At 65.7% G+C, this 16,573-nt stretch carries 17 protein-coding genes and 1 tRNA gene; 7 read left to right on the top strand and 11 right to left on the bottom strand.

The genetic code is table 11. The annotated features are described in order from the left end of the window. Nucleotide 1 precedes the first annotated feature (1 nt). Together HMPREF0298_RS01485 and HMPREF0298_RS01480 are read left to right on the top strand one after the other, a co-directional pair. Nucleotides 2-700, top strand: coding sequence for a glycosyltransferase family 2 protein (locus tag HMPREF0298_RS01485; RefSeq protein WP_006839314.1), 699 nt, complete (start codon nt 2-4; stop codon nt 698-700). Next, a complete protein-coding gene (locus HMPREF0298_RS01480) occupies nt 697-1,059 on the top strand; it encodes a DUF2304 domain-containing protein (RefSeq protein WP_006839313.1) in 363 nt (120 codons plus the stop codon). Before HMPREF0298_RS01485 ends, HMPREF0298_RS01480 begins: the two co-directional genes overlap by 4 nt. Here HMPREF0298_RS01480 and HMPREF0298_RS01475 read toward each other — a convergent pair. Genes HMPREF0298_RS01475 through HMPREF0298_RS01465 form a run of 3 tightly spaced genes read right to left on the bottom strand, consistent with a single transcriptional unit; the run spans nt 1,056 to nt 3,637 of the window. Further along, nucleotides 1,056-1,682, bottom strand: a complete 627-nt coding sequence (locus HMPREF0298_RS01475) for an MBL fold metallo-hydrolase (RefSeq protein ID WP_006839312.1) — start codon at nt 1,680-1,682, stop codon at nt 1,056-1,058. The genes HMPREF0298_RS01480 and HMPREF0298_RS01475 overlap by 4 nt on opposite strands. Nucleotide 1,683: 1 nt before the next feature. Then, the gene (locus HMPREF0298_RS01470) at nt 1,684-2,790 is read right to left on the bottom strand and encodes an S-(hydroxymethyl)mycothiol dehydrogenase (RefSeq protein WP_040422146.1); all 1,107 of its coding nucleotides are present in this window, start codon (nt 2,788-2,790) and stop codon (nt 1,684-1,686) included. A 13-nt stretch (nt 2,791-2,803) separates the two neighbouring features. Then, a complete protein-coding gene (locus tag HMPREF0298_RS01465) occupies nt 2,804-3,637 on the bottom strand; it encodes a GDSL-type esterase/lipase family protein (protein ID WP_006839310.1) in 834 nt (277 codons plus the stop codon). Nucleotides 3,638-3,815: 178 nt separating this feature from the next. On the opposite strand from HMPREF0298_RS01465, the gene HMPREF0298_RS01460 reads away from it, so the two are divergent. Continuing rightward, nucleotides 3,816-5,495: an AMP-binding protein gene (locus tag HMPREF0298_RS01460; protein ID WP_006839309.1), complete on the top strand. Its 1,680-nt coding sequence runs from the start codon at nt 3,816-3,818 to the stop codon at nt 5,493-5,495. Nucleotides 5,496-5,505: 10 nt separating this feature from the next. Further along, entirely contained in the window at nt 5,506-5,958 is a 453-nt protein-coding gene (locus HMPREF0298_RS01455; RefSeq protein WP_040422344.1) for a DUF4442 domain-containing protein, read from the top strand. On the opposite strand, the gene HMPREF0298_RS01450 is transcribed toward HMPREF0298_RS01455, so the two are convergent. After that, nucleotides 5,958-6,030: transfer RNA gene (locus HMPREF0298_RS01450), tRNA-Thr, on the bottom strand. The genes HMPREF0298_RS01455 and HMPREF0298_RS01450 overlap by 1 nt on opposite strands. A 73-nt stretch (nt 6,031-6,103) precedes the next feature. Next, a complete protein-coding gene (locus HMPREF0298_RS01445) occupies nt 6,104-7,303 on the bottom strand; it encodes a DNA polymerase III subunit delta' (RefSeq protein WP_006839307.1) in 1,200 nt (399 codons plus the stop codon). A gap of 57 nt (nt 7,304-7,360) precedes the next feature. Between HMPREF0298_RS01445 and HMPREF0298_RS01440 the strand changes: the two genes are divergently transcribed. Beyond that, nucleotides 7,361-8,887 (top strand): adenylate/guanylate cyclase domain-containing protein, encoded by a 1,527-nt coding sequence (locus HMPREF0298_RS01440; RefSeq protein ID WP_006839306.1) that lies wholly within the window; start codon nt 7,361-7,363, stop codon nt 8,885-8,887. On the opposite strand, the gene topA is transcribed toward HMPREF0298_RS01440, so the two are convergent. Beyond that, nucleotides 8,888-11,776: a type I DNA topoisomerase gene (gene topA / locus HMPREF0298_RS01435; protein ID WP_050758238.1), complete on the bottom strand. Its 2,889-nt coding sequence runs from the start codon at nt 11,774-11,776 to the stop codon at nt 8,888-8,890. It lies immediately after the preceding gene. Nucleotides 11,777-12,004: 228 nt separating this feature from the next. Here topA and HMPREF0298_RS01430 point away from each other — a divergent pair, with 228 nt between their 5' ends. Continuing rightward, nucleotides 12,005-12,631, top strand: a complete 627-nt coding sequence (locus tag HMPREF0298_RS01430) for a DedA family protein (protein ID WP_006839304.1) — start codon at nt 12,005-12,007, stop codon at nt 12,629-12,631. A gap of 46 nt (nt 12,632-12,677) precedes the next feature. Here the strand turns inward: HMPREF0298_RS01430 and HMPREF0298_RS01425 are convergent, their stop codons facing one another. Further along, entirely contained in the window at nt 12,678-12,881 is a 204-nt protein-coding gene (locus HMPREF0298_RS01425) for a cold-shock protein (protein ID WP_006839303.1), read from the bottom strand. 185 nt (nt 12,882-13,066) lie between these two features. Between HMPREF0298_RS01425 and HMPREF0298_RS01420 the strand changes: the two genes are divergently transcribed. Further along, on the top strand, nt 13,067-15,382 hold the full coding sequence (locus HMPREF0298_RS01420; protein ID WP_040422142.1) for a DEAD/DEAH box helicase: 2,316 nt from the start codon (nt 13,067-13,069) through the stop codon (nt 15,380-15,382). On the opposite strand, the gene HMPREF0298_RS01415 is transcribed toward HMPREF0298_RS01420, so the two are convergent. The 4 genes from HMPREF0298_RS01415 to HMPREF0298_RS01400 form a co-directional block, all read right to left on the bottom strand. Further along, on the bottom strand, nt 15,377-15,703 hold the full coding sequence (locus HMPREF0298_RS01415) for an Rv3654c family TadE-like protein (RefSeq protein WP_006839300.1): 327 nt from the start codon (nt 15,701-15,703) through the stop codon (nt 15,377-15,379). The genes HMPREF0298_RS01420 and HMPREF0298_RS01415 overlap by 6 nt on opposite strands. Next, a complete protein-coding gene (locus tag HMPREF0298_RS01410) occupies nt 15,700-15,993 on the bottom strand; it encodes a hypothetical protein (RefSeq protein WP_006839299.1) in 294 nt (97 codons plus the stop codon). The genes HMPREF0298_RS01415 and HMPREF0298_RS01410 overlap by 4 nt, the downstream gene beginning before the upstream one ends. A 10-nt stretch (nt 15,994-16,003) precedes the next feature. After that, complete coding sequence (locus tag HMPREF0298_RS01405) at nt 16,004-16,207, bottom strand: DUF4244 domain-containing protein (protein ID WP_006839298.1); 204 nt, start codon at nt 16,205-16,207, stop codon at nt 16,004-16,006. Beyond that, nucleotides 16,204-16,573 (bottom strand): type II secretion system F family protein (locus HMPREF0298_RS01400; protein WP_006839297.1); only part of this gene is annotated, 370 nt, incomplete at its 5' end. The genes HMPREF0298_RS01405 and HMPREF0298_RS01400, both read right to left, overlap by 4 nt.

Below are 16,573 nucleotides of genomic sequence, written 5' to 3'. Positions count from 1 at the left end.
CATGAGCGAAATCCAGGACTACTCCGACACCTGGCTGGTGATCCCCTGCTACAACGAGGGCCCAGTCATCCAGGAGGTCATCGAGCATGCCCGCGAGACTTTTCCTCACATCGTCGCGGTGAACGACGGCTCCAAGGACAACTCGCCCGCCGCGATCCACGCCGCGGGCGCGCACCTGGTGAACCACCCCGTCAACCTCGGGCAGGGCGCTGCGATCCAGACCGGCATCGAGTACGCCCGCGCACAGCCCGGTGCGCAGTACTTCGTCACCTTCGATGCCGACGGGCAGCACCAAGTCAAAGACGTGGTGAAGATGCTCGAGCGCCTGCGCACCGAGCCAGTGGACATCGTCGTGGGCACCCGCTTCGCCGGCCAGGAAACCACCCAGGTGCCGCTGATCAAGCGCGTGGTACTCAAGACCGTTGTCTTGCTCTCTCCCCGCACGCGACGCCTCGGGCTCTCGGACGCCCACAACGGGCTCCGCGCCTTCAATAAGAAGGTCGCAGACGAGATGAACATTCGGATGAACGGCATGTCGCACGCCTCCGAGATCGTCGCGCTTATCGACGCCAACGGCTGGCGCGTCACCGAGGAACCCGTAGACATCCTCTACACGGAATACTCGATGAGCAAGGGGCAATCTCTTATCAACGGCGTGAACATTCTCGCCGACGGCATCGTGGCAAGGAGGCTCCCGTGATCCAGGTCCTGCTGCTCGCGGCCGCGCTCGCGGTCGCGTTCTACTTCTTTACCAACCGCAAGAAGGCCAACGCCAAGGCATGGGTGAAAATCGGTTTCGCCGCGCTCATGGTGGCCGCCATCTGGGCAATCCTGCGACCCGATGACGTCACCGTGCTGGCTAACTGGCTCGGCGTGGACCGGGGCACCGACCTCATGCTCTACGTGCTCATCATGGCGTTTTTCTTCACCACGATCTCGGCCTGGACGCGATTCCGCGAACAGGAGCTGCGCTACGCCCGCCTCGCCCGGGCCATCGCGCTGCAAAACGCCGTGGTTCCCAGCACTGAGAACCACGGCGCTGTAACGAAAGAAGGCTAGTAGCCCCGCTTGATCCACTCCTCGAGGTGGGGGGCTTCCTCGCCGATCGTGGTGTGGTCGCCGTGGCCGGTGCGCACGATCGTCTCAGGGGGAAGATCCAAGACGCGCTTCTGCAGCGAATCAATGATCGTGTCGAAGGACGAGTAGGAACGCCCCGTCGCACCAGGGCCGCCCTGGAAAAGCGTGTCACCGGAAAACAGTACGCCGGCCTCCTCCGCGTAGAGCACGACCGAGCCCGGCGAGTGCCCCGGGGTCGACATCGCTTTAAGCTCCGTTCCGGCAATCGAGAAGATGTCGCCATCGCCCAAGTTCACGAACGCTTCGTTCGGGTTCTGCTCGTACCAGAGCATGTCGTCGCCCGGGTGCAGGTATACGGGGGCGTCGACAAGCTTGCTCAAAAGCGGGGCGGCGTCGACGTGATCGTTGTGGCCGTGTGTTGCGATGATGCCCTTGACCTTCCGGTCGCCGACGGCCTTGGCAATGGTCTCGGCATCGTGCGCGGCATCGATGATGTAGACCTCGCGGTCATCGCCGACGATCCATACATTGTTGTCCACGTCCCACTCTCCACCGTCGAGGCGGAAAACACCGGACGTGAGTACGTGTTCAATTCGCAGAGACATGTTAGAACTCCACCACGCTTCGCAGAACGTCGCCACGCTTCATCTTCGCGAACGCGTCCTCAATGTCGCCGATGCCGATGCGCTCGGAAACGAACTCGCCGAGCGGGAAGCGGCCCTGCATGTGCAGGTCCACGTAGGTCGGGAAGTCGCGCTCGGGCAGGCAGTCGCCGTACCAGGCCGGCTTGATCGAGCCTCCGTGGCCGTAGAGGTCGATAGCGGGCACGTCGACGTGGTCGGTCTGGTTGGGCACACCCACCATGACCATGCGCCCGGCAAGGTCACGGGAGTAGAACGCCTGGCGCCAGGTCGGCTGGATCCCGACGGCGTCGATGGTGACGTCCGGGCCGAAGCCGTCGGTAAGTTCGCGCACGGCGTCGATCACCTCGTCCTCGCTCTTGCCCTTGGAGCACACCGCGTGGGTCGCGCCGAAGCGCTCGATGGCCGCATCGCATTTGCGCTGGTCAAGGTCGACGGCAATAATTGTCGACGCCCCGGCCAGCTTGGCTCCGGCCACGGCCGCCAGGCCGACGCCGCCAAGGCCGAACACGGCGACCGACTCGCCGAGCTGGATGTCGCCGGTGTTTACCGCCGCGCCCAGGCCGGCCATGATGCCGCAGCCGAGCAGGCCGGCGGCCGCCGGATCCTCCTCGGGGTTGACCTTCGTGCACTGCTTCTCGTGCACCAGGGTCTTCTCGGCGAACGAGCCGATTCCGAGGGCGGGGGTCAGCTCGGTGCCGTCGTCAAGCGTTATGCGTGCTGACGCATTGTGGGTGTTGAAGCAGTTCTTCACGTCGCCCTTGCGGCAGGCGCGGCACTCGCCGCATACCGCGCGCCAGTTCAGCACCACGAAATCGCCCACTTCGACGTGGGTGACGTTCTCGCCGATCGTTTCAACGATGCCGGCCGACTCGTGACCGAGCAGGAAGGGGAAGGCATCCTCGATGTCCCCGTCGCGGTAGGCGAGGTCGGTGTGGCAGACTCCGGTGGTCTGCACCTTGACGATAACGTCGTTCGGCCCCGGCTCCGGAAGGGTAATGTCGACCACCTCGACGGGGCTACCTTTTTCGTGTGCAATGACTCCTTGTACTTTTTCGCTCGTACCCCCAATGGTAACGAGGCGACTAGGAGTTAGCGATGACGCGGGCCACGTGATCGTGGCCCCGCTGGTTCACGTGGATCGGCAAATTGCCGGGACCTGCGTAGAAATCGACCAACCCGGCCCACATCCGCTGATCGTCCGGGGCGCACATGTTGTTGTTCCACGTCGAGGGCTTCACATCCAGGAACTCGGTGCCCGTCGCCCGGGCAGCATCGACCGACATCCACTGCGCCTGATCCTCCCAGCGCTGGATCTGCGCGAACGACGTCCAGTCCGACACGTTCGGCGCGATGTGGAACAGGCACACCTTGTCGCCGGAGGTGATCTTCGGGTAACCCACGAACTGGATCCGCGCATTCGGCGCGGCGGCACGGATGCGGCTGACCTGCGGAATCATGTAGTTGACAAAGTCGCGGCGCACGTCAGCATCCGGACGGCCCTCGTTGTTGTAGGTGTCGTTGAAACCGGTCGTGATGATCACCCGGGCCGTGCCCGGGTTCAGCGCACCGTCGGACAATGCACGGTCGACCTGGGTATACAGCTGCGGGCCGGGCGAGACCGTCACCGTACCCGTGCAGGAGTAATCGGACGCCGCCAGCCCGAGCTGCGCCGCCGCCTGCCGCCCCCAGCTCGTCGGGCTCTGCGGGCACCACGTGCCGACACCCGACGACCCGCGCGGGTCGAGCCCGAGCTTGCCGGCCAACCACTGCGGAGCGTTCGGGTCCGAGATGACCGAGTCCCCGAAAATCACCATGTTGCGCTGCTGCGCGTTCGCGGGAGCGTGCGCCATGGACAAGGCAGCGAGCGCGGTGGCGCACACGGCCACTACACGGAGGCGGATGGTACGGGCGAGCATGCAGGACTCCTCTACAACTACAACGTCACAGGCATTTCTATTGCATCCTAGAGTATCGCCGCCAACCGTGTCAGCGTTACAGCGTTAACCCCCACCCTGGCGAAAGTCCAGACCGCGCACGGTATCAACGATAAGGTGGTGAACACGCACTGGCACCACCGACGGAAAAGAGAAGCCAATGCCCACCCTGAACCCAATGCAGCGCGTGACCTTTACCACCACGTCGCTGGTGCGCCTCCTCCGGGCCGGCATCGGCGCGGGCGCGTTGTCGCCGGAAGGCAGCCCCGCCGCGCTTTTCAAGGTTCTCCCCCTCTACAGCCGCTACCGCTTCACCACGGCGCGCGAGATCGAGCAGTCATCCGCTGCGTGCCCAGAGCGCAACGCGCTTATCGACGACGACGGGGTCCTGAGCTACCGCCAGCTACGCGATCAGACCCGCGCTGTGGCCACGTGGCTCCTCGCTCGCAAGCGCGACCGGGGGGTGGAAGAGCTCCGTGTTGCGGTGATGGCCCGCAACGGCCGCGGCGTGGTCATACCCATGGGTGCGAAAGGCCTCACCGGAGGGCACCTGTTCCTGCTCAACGTCGGTTCCTCCCCGGAGCAGCTCGCCGGCATCTTCGCGGAGAACCGCATCAACGTGCTGTTTATCGACGACGAATTCGCCGACCGGATCCCTGCGAACATGGACGACATCGAGGTCATCTGGGCACACACCACGACGGCACACGGGAGCGAACCCACCCTCGCCCGCATCGCGGAAGGGGTGGAGCAGGCCGACAACGCACCGCAACTGCCGCTTTTCCCCTCCCACGGCAACATCGTCCTGATGTCCTCGGGCACCACCGGGGTGCCGAAGGGCATCCTCCGCCCGGAGCCCATCCTGCCGTTCGTGATCGGCGGGTACCTCTCCACCGTGCCGTGGCGATCCGGGATGACGGTGCAACTGACCGCTTCCATGTTCCACACCTGGGGCTGGTCGGCGGTCAATGTCTCGCTCGCGCTGCGCAACACCATCATCACCCAGCGCGTCTTCGACCCAGAGAAAGTGTTCCGCCAGATCCAGGACTTCCGCTGTGACGGGCTGGTGTCCTCGCCGATCTTTTTCAAGCAGATGCTCGCCATCCCCGGCAACAAGAAGTTCGACACCTCGAACCTGAAGTTCATCGCCTCGTCCGGAAATGCGCTGACACCGCTTCTGGTGGAGCGCATGACCGAGCGCTTCGGGCCCATCCTGGCCAACTACTACGGCTCCACCGAGCTGGCCCTGGCGGCCTGTGCCAACGCGGAGATGGTCGCGGCGGATCCGACCATCGCCGGCCGCATTCCTCCGGGCACGATCTTGCGGATTTACGACGACAATGGGCGCGAAACCAAGCCCGGCGAGGTAGGGCGGATCTTCCTCACTAACGAAACTGCGTTGAAGGGCTATTCCAACCCCCAGACCCCCATCGTGGAGATCGACGGCCTCATCGAGATGGGCGACCTGGGTTACTTCGACACCGACGGGCACCTCCACGTGCTCAGCCGCAACGACGACATGATCATTGTCGGCGGGGAAAACGTCCACCCGCAGTCCGTCACCGAGGTTCTCGAGCGCATGCCCGGCATCGATGAGATCCATTCCGGAGGTGTTGACGACGAGGACACCTTCAAGCGCGTCGCCGTGTGGGTTGTCCCCACTGACGACGAGGCAGGAGATGCCCTGACCTCCGACGCAATCCGTGAATGGGTCCGTCTCAACCTCGCCGATCACTCCGTGCCGCGAGACATTAACTTCGTGACCGAGCTGCCGCGCAATGCCACAGGCAAGGTGGTGTCGCGCCTGCTGCCGGCATCGACACGCGATGACGAGCGGTAGAGTGCACGCCATGCACTTCTCCGCAAAAACACTGCGCAGGTTCATGAATTTCTGGCCGCCGTTTCTCGGCGCCGGAATCCGGGTTCGCGAATTCGCCGACGACGGCTCGCGTGTGGTGGTGGACCACACGCTGACCAAGTTCAACCGCAACGCCGTGGGCACCGCCTTCGGCGGCACAATCATGGCGATGACCGACCCGTTTTTCATGCTCGCCTCGATGGCACGGCTGGGCAAGGAGTACACCGTGTGGGATGTCGCGGGCGAGGTGAGATTCCTGAAACCGGGAAAGGGAACCATCACGGCGGTGATGGAGATCTCCGACGAAACCTACGATCTGATCAAGGAAAAGACGGCCGACGGATCAAAGTACCTGCACTGGTTCGATACCGAGGTCACCAGCGAGGCGGGCGAGGTCGTCGCGCATGTGCGTAGGCAGGTGTACTACCGCCGAAAAAGAAAATGAGCCACCTGCGAGAATCGAACTCGCGACCTTCTCATTACGAGTGAGATGCTCTACCGACTGAGCTAAGGTGGCCGGGCGATTGCACGGAGCAATCGCACCGGTACAACAGCTTAACCCAGGTCGCCCCTCCCCGAAAACCCGCAGGTCACTTCACGTTGCAGGCCTGGCGAATGCGGCCGATCATGCCGTTGAACGCAATCACCGGAGTCACGTTCTGGTCTAGGCTCTGCCGGCACCGCGCGATGGCGTCCTGGCAGGCGACGAGGCCCTCCACACTCACCCGTTCCGCGATTTCACGGGACAGCCCCTCGAAGTCGGGGTGGGTCAGCCCGACCCGCGCGCCGCTGGCCAGGACGAGCGCGTCGCGGTAGATGCCGGCCAGGTCCACCAGTGCGAGATCGAGGACGTCGCGGGTGCGCCGCGTGCCGCGCGCCTTCTGCTGCGTCTCCAGCTGCTTGACGCTTGAGGCGACCCCCCGCAGCGCTTTCGCCGCGCCTTTGCCTTTCGCGCCCATGCCGAGGGCGCGTTCTAAAGCGGCGCGTTCCTCGCTGTCGGCCTCCGCGTGCGCGGCGACGGCCTCCTTATCGGCGGCGGCGACCAGTGCGCCCACGGCCTTGAACGCGGCATCGCCGTGGAAGACCAGCTCCGCCAGGTTGATCACCTGCGCGCGGTGGGTCTGCGCGCCGGACTCGCGCACGAGCCGGCGAGCCCGGCCGATGTGGCGCAGCGAGGCCGCGGCAGCCAGGCGCGCGACCTCCTCGCTCGCCCCCTCCTCCTGGGTCAGCAACCGCACGATTTCACTTTCCGACGGCGCCGGGACGTAAAGGTGGCGGCAGCGCGAGCGCAGCATGGTGGAAAAGTCCTCGGGGTCGGTCGATGGCGCCGACAAGATGATCACGGTCGACGCGGGGGGTTCCTCGACGGTTTTGAGGAATGCGTCGGCTGCGGCCGTCGAGAAGCGATCTGCCTCGTCGATGATGATGACGCGCCACGCGCCGACCGTCGGCAAGCGCGATGCCTGGTTGACGATCCCGCGCACCGTTTCCACGGAAATCACTAGCTCCTTGGGCACAATGTGCACGACATCGGTGTGGGCGCCGGCGAATACGGCGCGGCAGTTGTCGCAGCGGCCGCAGCCGACCACATCGGGGTCCGTGCACACCAGCGCGGCGGCGAAGGCGACAGCCGTGGTGGAGCGGCCCGCGCCGGGAGGACCCGTGAACAGCCAGGCGTGCGACATGGCGTAGCTCTCCCCCGCGCCGCGCGCCGCCTCGGCCGCGCGCAGGATCGTCTCGCGCACCCGGGGAATGTCCGCGAGGCGCTCGCTCACGCTTGCCCTAGTCACGCCTGCAACAATACTACCTGCCCCGCACCAATCGCGATCCCACTAAAGTAGGTCGACGTGGACAGAATTTGGCGCGGCTTCAAGTGGCTCTGGGGCACATCGTGGCCCCTGTATGCCCTGACCGTGCTGGGCACCAACGTGCTCGGCGGAATCGCGATCATGACGTTCATCCGCTACTTCATCCCGATGGCCGAGGTCGAGCAGCTTTCCATGACCGGTGGCGGGCTCGGCGTCCTCGGCATCGCCTACGCCGCGTTCGCTGTCCTCGTCGGCGTGGTGGTCACGTTCTTCCTGTTCAGGCCCGTCTTGGAGTGGCAGCGCGCGCCGGAGGGCCACGACCCCAACATGGTCCGCAACCTGGTTTTGCGCATCCCGATGCTGCAGACGGTGATTGTGGTCGGGGTGTGGCTGATCGGCATCGCGATCGCCACCATCGCCACATCGCGTATCGACGCCCGCCTGACCATCGTGGTTCTCATCTCCACGCTCATGGCCTGCCTCGTGGTCGCCCTGTTGACCTACGTCCAGGCCGCGCGCCTGGTGCGCCCCATTGCGGCCTCCGCGCTGGCGCGGCGCTTCGAGGACTCGACGCTCGAGCCGCCTATCAAGACGCGCCTGTACATGACGTGGTTCACCACCACCGCGATCCCGCTGATCGGAATCCTCCTGTTGGTGTGGGCGCAGCGCAGCGGGTTTTTCACCAACACCCCCGGTGAACTCATGCCGGCGGTGTCCGCACTCTCGCTTACCGCGCTCGCCACCGGCAGCATCGGCACCATCTTCGCCATCATGGGCGTGGTCGACCCGATCAAGGAGCTCCAGGAGGCGATCAACCGGGTCCGCCGCGGCGAATCGGACACCCAGGTTGACATCTACGACGGCTCCGAGATCGGCGTCCTGCAAGCCGGCTTCAACGAAATGATGCGCGGGCTCAACGAGCGCCAGCGGGTGCGCGACATCTTCGGCCGCTACGTCGGCAGCGAGGTCGCGCAACGCGCGCTCGAGGAAAAACCCGAGCTCGGAGGCGAGGACCGCAAGGCCGCGGTTGTGTTCGTAGATGTCATCGGCTCCACCACCTTCGCGGTCAACCACTCACCCGAGGAGGTCGTCGCCGCGCTCAACGAGTTCTTCGCCATCGTCGTCGAGGTCGTGCACCGCAACAAGGGAGTGATCAACAAGTTCCAGGGCGACGCGGCGCTCGCGGTCTACGGCGCGCCCACAGCGCTTCACGACGCCACCTCCCACGCCTTGCAAACCGCGCGCGAACTGCGCCAAGAACTGCGCGGGCTGAAGCTCCAGGCCGGCATCGGTGTCGCCTCGGGCCATGTCGTCGCCGGCCACATCGGCGGCTCCGACCGGTTTGAGTACACCGTCATCGGCGACGCCGTAAACGCCGCGGCGCGCCTGACGGACCTGGCCAAAAACTCCCCGGGTCGGGTGCTCACCAACGCCGCGACCCTGCGCGCCGCCAACGAGGTTGAGCAGCAGCGCTGGACGCTGATGAAGTCGATCGAGCTGCGCGGGCGCAACAAGATGACGCAGCTTGCCCGCCCCGTGCGCTCCACACTGGCGGACAGGTACTAGCTAGCTCCTCCGCTTCGCCTTGACCACGCGCTTGGTGGTTTTCGCGGGCTTCTTCACTGCCTTCTTCACTGCCTTCTTAACCGCCTTCTTGGCTGCCTTCTTGGCAGTTGTCTTGGTCGCCGCCCCCTCGTCCGCCTCGCGGGCTCGACGCGCTGACAGCAACTCGTTGGCGCGCTCGTCCGTCATGGTTTCCGGGGTGTCGCCGCGCTGCAGCGAGGCGTTGGTTTCACCGTCGGTGACGTACGGGCCGAAGCGGCCGTCCTTGATGCTCATCGGCTTGCCGGAAACGTCGTTATCGCCCAGCATCTTCAGCGGGGGCTTCGCCGCGGCGCGGCCCCGGCGCTTCGGCTCGGCGTAGATCCGCCGCGCCTCATCCAGCGTGATCCTGAAGATCTGCTCTTCGTTCGACAACGAGCGCGAGTCGCTGCCCTTCTTCAGGTACGGGCCGTAGCGGCCGTTCTGGGCGGTGATCATCTCCCCATCCGCCGGGTCCACGCCCACCTCTCGCGGCAGACTGAGAAGCTGCAACGCTTCGTCAAGGGTGACCTCGGCAGGCTCCATCGTCGAAAACAAAGACGCGGTGGCGGGTTTGAGCTGCTCGTCGATGAGCGCGGCCACACGCTTTTCCTTCTGCGCGGCAGCGGTCTTGGTCTCCCAGTTCTTCGCCCGCTTTCCCTCCGCGGCGCGCTGGGCATCCTCATCCGCGCGCTCCTTCGCCACGACCTTCTCGGCGTTGGCTTCGGCGGTGGCGCGTTCGTCGTCACGCACGAGCTCGGTGACGTACGGGCCGTAACGGCCCTCCTTGGCCACCACCGTGCGGCCGTTGGCGGGGTTGACCCCGAGCTCGCGGCCCGACTGCGGAATCGCGAACAGCTTCTCCGCCATCTCCAGGGTGATCTCATCCGGGGTGGCGGACTCGGGAAGGTTCGCCCGCTGGTACTCGGGCTCACCGTCTGCGGTCGTGCCCACCTCTCGCTCGATGTACGGGCCGTAGCGGCCGACGCGGACGTTGATCGCGCGCCCGGCGGAGTCGTCGAAAAGCTTCAGCGAGTTGACTTGGCGCGCGTCGATGGACTCGAGGTTGTCCTCGATGATGTGCTTGAGCCCGCCGCGGCGGGCGATGGCGTCAGCCATGTTGTCGTCGGCTGAGGCATCACCGAAGTAGAAACCGCTCAGCCACCGCGTGCGGTTCTCGTTGCCGTGAGCGATCTCGTCGAGCTCGTCCTCCATGGAGGAGGTGAAGTCGTAGTCCACGAGCGCGTCGAAGTTGTTCTCCATCAGCCCGATGACCGAAAACGCCACCCACGTGGGCACCAAAGCGTTGCCACGGGCGACCACGTAGCCGCGGTCCTGGATGGTCTTGATAATCGAGGCGTACGTCGACGGTCGCCCAATGCCGAGGTCTTCCATCTTTTTAACGAGGCTGGCTTCGTTGTAGCGCGCCGGCGGGTTGGTGGAGTGGCCATCGGCGGTGATCTTCACCGTGGTCAGGACGTCGCCCTTGCTCAGCTGAGGCAGGTGCGTTTCGTTGTCCTGGGTGTCGGAGTAGGCGCGCAACCAGCCCGGTAACGTGATCGTGCGGCCGGTAGCGGCGAACGCGACCTTCTCCCCCGAAGCAGCCTCGCCCGCCACCGTGACCTTCATCGAGGTCCCGCGGGCGTCCTCCATTTGGGAGGCGACGGTGCGTTGCCAGATCAGCTCGTAGAGCTTGAACTCCTCGGCGTCGAGCGAGTTGGCCAGCTGGCCGGGCGTGGAAAAGCGCTCGCCTGCGGGGCGAATCGCCTCGTGCGCCTCCTGGGAGTTTTTCGCCTTGCGCGCATAGGTGCGCGGCTGCGCCGTGACGTAGTTCGCCCCGTAAAGCTCCGTCGCGGCCGTGCGCGCCGCTTGAAGCCCCTGCGCCGACAGCGCCGTGGAATCCGTACGCATGTAGGTGATGTGGCCGTTTTCGTACAAGCGCTGCGCAATGCGCATCGTGCGCGCGGACGTGAAATGCAGCTTCCGCCCCGCCTCCTGCTGCAGCGTCGAGGTCATGAACGGCGCATACGGCCGACGCGAATACGGCTTTTCCTCTACGTCCGCAACGCTCATGTCCCGGTGTTCGAGTCCCTCGGCCAGCGCCTCGGCGGCGGCCTGATCGACCACGTACACGTCGTCGGACTTGACGTGGCCCCGGTCGTCGAAGTCGCGGCCCTGGGCGACGCGACGCTCATCAACGCTCACCAGCTTCGCGTCGAACTCGCTGGAGCCTTTCAGCGTGGCGGTCAGATCCCAGTACTCGGCGGAGATGAACGCCATGCGCTCGCGCTCGCGCTCGACGATGACGCGGGTGGCCACCGACTGCACGCGCCCCGCCGACAGGCGCGGCATGACCTTCTTCCACAGCACCGGGCTGACCTCGTAGCCGTAGAGGCGGTCCAGGATCCGGCGGGTCTCTTGGGCGTCGACCAAGTTGTGGTCGAGCTCGCGGGTATTTTCGGCCGCATCGCGAATCGCCGACTCGGTGATCTCGTTGAACACCATGCGCTCGACGGGGACCTTCGGCTTAAGCGTTTCCAGCAGGTGCCAGGCAATCGCTTCGCCCTCGCGGTCCGGGTCTGTAGCCAGCAGGAGCTTGTCGGAATCCTTCAGCTTCCCCTTGAGATCCGCGACCTTCTTCTTCTTGTCGGGGCTGACGACGTAAATCGCCTCGAACCCGTCCTCCGGGTTGACCCCCAGCTTCGCCCAGGGCTCGTTCTTGTACTTCGCCGGGATGTCGGCGGCGCGGCCGGGGAGATCACGGATGTGGCCCACGGAGGCCTCGACGATGTAGTCGCTGCCCAGGTACTTCTGGATCTTCTTGGCCTTCGTCGCCGACTCGACGATGACGAGGGTCTTGCCGTTCTCCGCCACGCTGGGTGACACCTCACTTCGCACTTTCTCGACCTGCACCTTATTAATTACGTCTCTTGCGAGTTGGCGGGCAGGCCGCGCCGAGTGCAGGAGTAAAACTCTTTTAGTTGTATCAGAGAATTTGGGACTTCGGTGCAACCTCCCAGGCACACGTCAACTCCGAACACTAGAATCGCTGGGAGGTTTAACCGAGCCCGCAGCGTGTACCCGCCCGAAAGGAGAACCACGGTGATCGATTCCTTCATCAGCTTCCTCGAGGAACTGATGCAGATGCCTGTCTTTTATCCGCTGGTCACGCTCCTTATCATCGGGGACGCTCTCGCGCCCATCATTCCCTCGGAAACGGTGCTCAACCTGGCGGGCGCGTTCGCGGCCTCGGTGGGCGTGCCCAACCCCGTGGGGGTGATCATCGCGGCGGTGATCGGCGCGATCATCGGCGACAACATCTGTTTCCTGCTCGGCAGCCGGCTTATCAAGGTGGTCAACCGCCTCGACCCGGAATCGAAGGCCGGCGCCGCGATCACGTGGGTGCGCAGAAACATGAAGCGCCGCGCAGGAGCCACGATCATCGTCGCGCGCTTCATTCCCTGGGCGCGCTGGGTGGCAACCATTGTGCTCGGCTCGGTGGGCTACAACTGGTTCGCCTTCTTCTTCTACGACACAATCGGCGTGATCATCTGGGCGTTCCTCAGCGTCGGCGTCGGTTACCTCGGCGGTTCCCTGTTCGCCGACTGGCCGCTGCTGGCCTTGATCGTAGGCGTTACACTCGGCTCCCTAGTTGGCTTCGGAATTCAGAAGCTCCAGGTACGGCTGTTCGAGTGGCTTGACGTGCGCCGCGGCGTGTCCAAGCTCTGACATGCAAAAACCCCCTCACGCGGAGGGGGTTAGAGGCGCCTAGCGTTTAGAGCGGGCGGACAGCCTGGGCCTGCGGGCCCTTGGCGCCGTCGCCGATCTCGAACTCGACCTGCTGGTTCTCCTCGAGGGTACGGAAGCCGTTGCCCTGGATCTCGGAGTAGTGAACGAAGACGTCGGCAGAGCCGTCGTCGGGAGCGATGAAGCCGAAGCCCTTTTCAGCGTTGAACCATTTGACAGTTCCGGTAGCCATTGATGTGCCTTTCAAAAATTGTGGTTGAAACTCGGTCGAGGAACCACCAGGCCAAAAATGGACCTGGTGCCCGCGTACAAACACTCGCGAGCACCTAGCTAGGCGCGCACAGAATCTGCGACCAACAACCATTATGCCATGAATTGTTCGCCCCGTCGAATGTTGTGGCGTACTCTTTTGTCCCGATGTCTCTTTCCTTCGGCGCCGAAATCCTCGCCCAGCTCCGCGAGCGTTTTCCGTCCGCCACCATCACCCACGTCGAGCAGGTCCCCGCCTCCTTAGCGCGCACTGCGCCGTGGCCGCGCTGGGTTGCGCCCGAGCTTAAGAGCTCGCTTATCGACGCCTCCATAACGCACCTCTATTCCCATCAACGCGAGGCCGCGGACCTGGCGTTTGCGGGCCGCGATGTCGTCGTCGCCACGGGGACATCGTCAGGCAAATCGCTATGCTACCAGCTCCCCGTCCTGACCACGCTGGCCGCCGACCCGCAGGCCTGCGCGATGTACCTCACACCGACGAAGGCGCTCGGCTCCGACCAGCTGCAGTCCGCCTCCAGGCTGGTGCGCGAGGTGCCGGGCCTGGGCGGCGTCAACCCCGCCCCCTATGACGGGGACACTCCCGTCGAGGCGCGCTCCGGGATCCGCGAGCAGACCCGCTTCGTGTTCACCAACCCCGACATGCTGCACGCGGGCATCCTGTCGAACCACGTCAGGTGGGCGCGCCTGCTGCGTCACCTGCGTTTTATCGTCGTCGACGAGTGCCACACCTACCGCGGGGTGTTCGGCGCGCACGTCTCGCTCGTGCTGCGCCGGCTGCTGCGGATGTGCCGTGCCTACGGTAGCTCCCCGACGCTGATCTTCGCCTCGGCCACGACCGCCGATCCCGCTGGCCAGGCGGGGCGTTTGTGCGGTCGCGAGGTCACGGCCGTGACGGACGACGGCGCACCCACCGGCGACAAGACGCTGATCTTGTGGGAGCCGGGGTTTATCGAGGACAACGTGCGCCGCGCCGCCACCACCGAGGCCGCGGGCGTGATGGCCACCCTGGTTGAGCAGGGCGCGCGGACGCTTACCTTCGTGCGCTCCCGGCGCGCCGCGGAGCTCGTCGCCATGCGCACGGCCGAAGACCTGGTGGTCGCGGGCCGTGCAGACTTCGCCGAGCGCATCGCGTCGTATCGCGCGGGCTACCTTGCCGAGGACCGCCGCGCGCTCGAACGGGCGCTGGACAACGGGGACTTGCTCGGCGTGGCCACCACGAACGCGCTCGAGCTGGGTATCGACGTCGGCGGGCTCGACGCCGTGGTCATGGCCGGTTTTCCCGGCACTGTCGCTTCCTTCCGGCAGCAGGCGGGCCGCGCGGGGCGCCGCGGGCAGTCGGCGGCGGTGGTGATGATCGCCCGCGACGAGCCGATGGACACCTACCTGGTCAACCACCCGGCCGCGCTGCTGGGAAGGCCCGTGGAAAACAGCGTGTTCAACCCCGCTAACCCCTTCATCCTGCGCGACCACGTTTACTGCGCCGCCGTGGAAAAGCCGCTGACCGAGGCCGACGTTGAGGAGTTCAACGCCGCCGGTGTCGTCAACGAGCTCGTCGCGGCCGGCTTGTTGCGCCGTAGAAATTCCGGGTGGTTCGCGGTGCCGCGGCTCGAGGGTGAGCTCAGCCCGGAGACCGCGCACGCCGCGGTGAGCCTGCGAGGTGGCGCTGGGGAGCAGGTGATGATCGTCGATACTTCCGACGGCCGCCTGCTGGGCACCATTGACGCATCGCGCGCAATGAGCCAGGTCCACGACGGGGCGGTGTACATCCACCAGGGCGAGTACTACGTCATCGACACCCTCGACCTGCACGATTACGTCGCGCTGGCCTCCCCGGCCATGCCGGACTACTCCACCCACGCGCGCTCAACCACGGAGATCAGCATCCTGGCACAGGCCAGCGAGCCGCGCCAGCTCTCGCCGGGGTTGTGGCTGGCCAGCGTTGACGTCGAGGTGGTTGACCGCGTCACCGGCTACGTGGTGCGCCTGTCGGATGGCACGGTCTCCGAACACATCCCGCTCGATTTGCCCGAGCAGCGCCTGATCACCCGCGCGGTCGCCTACACCATCGACCCGCTGGTGTTGGACAAGCTCGGCATCACCCCCGCTGAGATCCCCGGGGCGCTGCACGCCGCGGAACACGCGGCGATCGGTCTGTTGCCACTGCTGGCGACCTGCGACCGGTGGGACATCGGCGGCGTGTCCACCGCCTTGCACCAGGACACCCTTTTGCCGACGGTGTTCGTCTACGACGGACACCCCGGCGGGGCCGGGTTTGCCGACGAGGGCTTCGCCCGCTTCCACGAGTGGATCACCGCCACCTACGAGGCGGTGCGCGCCTGTGGCTGCGACACCGGCTGCCCCTCCTGCGTGCAGTCGCCGAAGTGCGGCAACGGCAACCAGCCGCTGGACAAGGCCGCGGCGATCAAGCTGCTCGGCGCGCTGGTGACCATGTCGGCGCTATAGCGGCCCGGCGCGGGCCGTCGCCGTGGCCATGGACACGCTGACGTTGACAGTCACGTCGCCGTCGATAAGCTCGCACGTGCGCAGGCGCGCGGAGTTGTGCGCTGCCGTCTCCGCCGCCACCCGGCAGGCGTCGACCCCGCTGTAGTGGGCGGTCGCGCCCGCCGTGGCGGCGAGGTCAGCGGCGAGCTGGGCGCGGTGGCTGTCCGCAACACGCGCGCCGACACCCACGACGAGGACCATAAGACTGGTCACGGCGGTGATGATCCCGGCGGAGGTGACCGTGGCGTAGCCCTCGTCGCCAGCGAGGTGCCGGGCCTTCACCGGAACTCCACTGGGAACGTCGCCGTGGCCGACATCGGAGTAAGCGGGGCGTCGACCACCGCGGTAACGTGCACCAATCCCGCCGATTCGTGCACCTCGACGGTGCCGCGCCCCGGGGTGAAATCGACCCCGATGGCGTGGGAGCGCGCCGCCGCGCCCGCAATGTCGACGGCGGAGATGTAGGCGGCCAGGGTGGCAATGCCTGCGACAATCGCGGCCGCTAGCGTCACCAGCACCGCGAGCGAGAGTGCGGCTTCGACGGTGACGGAGCCGCGGTCGTCGGAAAGCATGGGCGCAGTCCTAGCCCGGGGTGTTGCTGAGTGCGTCGGTGATGACGCGCTCGATGGCCGAGGTCACACCGTTGCCGTTGACCACCATGTATAGAACACCGGCGAGGGCTGCGGCCGCGAGGCTGCCAAAGGCGTACTCGATGGTGCTCATGCCCTTGTCGTTGGACAGTTTCGTGTGGATGTGGGTGAAAAGTGATGCTGCAAGACGGTTCATGGTTGTGCTCCTTGAGTGAGGTGGGTCCCCAGACTGATTGCCGTGGGGATGAGTCCGAGGACGAAGAAGGCGGGTAGGAAAAATGCGGTAAGCGGGATGCTGATGAGCACGCCCGCGCGTTCGGCTCTGGCTGTCGCGTCATCGGCGGCCGCGTCGCGCAGGCGCGAAGCGATGCGCTCGCAGCCAGCGGCGACGGCGGTACCGGAGGAGTGCGACAGCCCGACGAGACTGGCCAGTTCGGCGCCACCAGGCACGCGGTGGAAGTCGGCCCACGCCTTGTCCGGTTCGACGCCGAGCGCGGACAGAGCCGCGACGGTGCGCCACTGCTGCGCGAGCGGCTCCGGGCTGTCGGGGCCGTAGGAGTCG

Source organism: Corynebacterium lipophiloflavum DSM 44291 (genome assembly GCF_000159635.1).
In the GTDB taxonomy this organism is placed as follows: domain Bacteria; phylum Actinomycetota; class Actinomycetes; order Mycobacteriales; family Mycobacteriaceae; genus Corynebacterium; species Corynebacterium lipophiloflavum.
Note: the sequence above shows the minus strand (reverse complement) of the source record. Positions and strands in the feature narration are given on the sequence as shown.

Bases quoted from the DNA above. Each gene is read 5' to 3' on its own strand.
- HMPREF0298_RS01405 (WP_006839298.1), bottom strand. From the start codon at position 16,207: ATGAACCGTCTTGCAGCATCACTTTTCACCCACATCCACACGAAACTG.
- HMPREF0298_RS01465 (WP_006839310.1), bottom strand. From the start codon at position 3,637: ATGCTCGCCCGTACCATCCGCCTCCGTGTAGTGGCCGTGTGCGCCACC.
- HMPREF0298_RS01460 (WP_006839309.1), top strand. From the start codon at position 3,816: ATGCCCACCCTGAACCCAATGCAGCGCGTGACCTTTACCACCACGTCG.
- HMPREF0298_RS01485 (WP_006839314.1), top strand. From the start codon at position 2: ATGAGCGAAATCCAGGACTACTCCGACACCTGGCTGGTGATCCCCTGC.
- HMPREF0298_RS01420 (WP_040422142.1), top strand. From the start codon at position 13,067: ATGTCTCTTTCCTTCGGCGCCGAAATCCTCGCCCAGCTCCGCGAGCGT.
- HMPREF0298_RS01475 (WP_006839312.1), bottom strand. From the start codon at position 1,682: ATGTCTCTGCGAATTGAACACGTACTCACGTCCGGTGTTTTCCGCCTC.
- HMPREF0298_RS01425 (WP_006839303.1), bottom strand. From the start codon at position 12,881: ATGGCTACCGGAACTGTCAAATGGTTCAACGCTGAAAAGGGCTTCGGC.
- HMPREF0298_RS01410 (WP_006839299.1), bottom strand. From the start codon at position 15,993: ATGCTTTCCGACGACCGCGGCTCCGTCACCGTCGAAGCCGCACTCTCG.
- HMPREF0298_RS01455 (WP_040422344.1), top strand. From the start codon at position 5,506: ATGCACTTCTCCGCAAAAACACTGCGCAGGTTCATGAATTTCTGGCCG.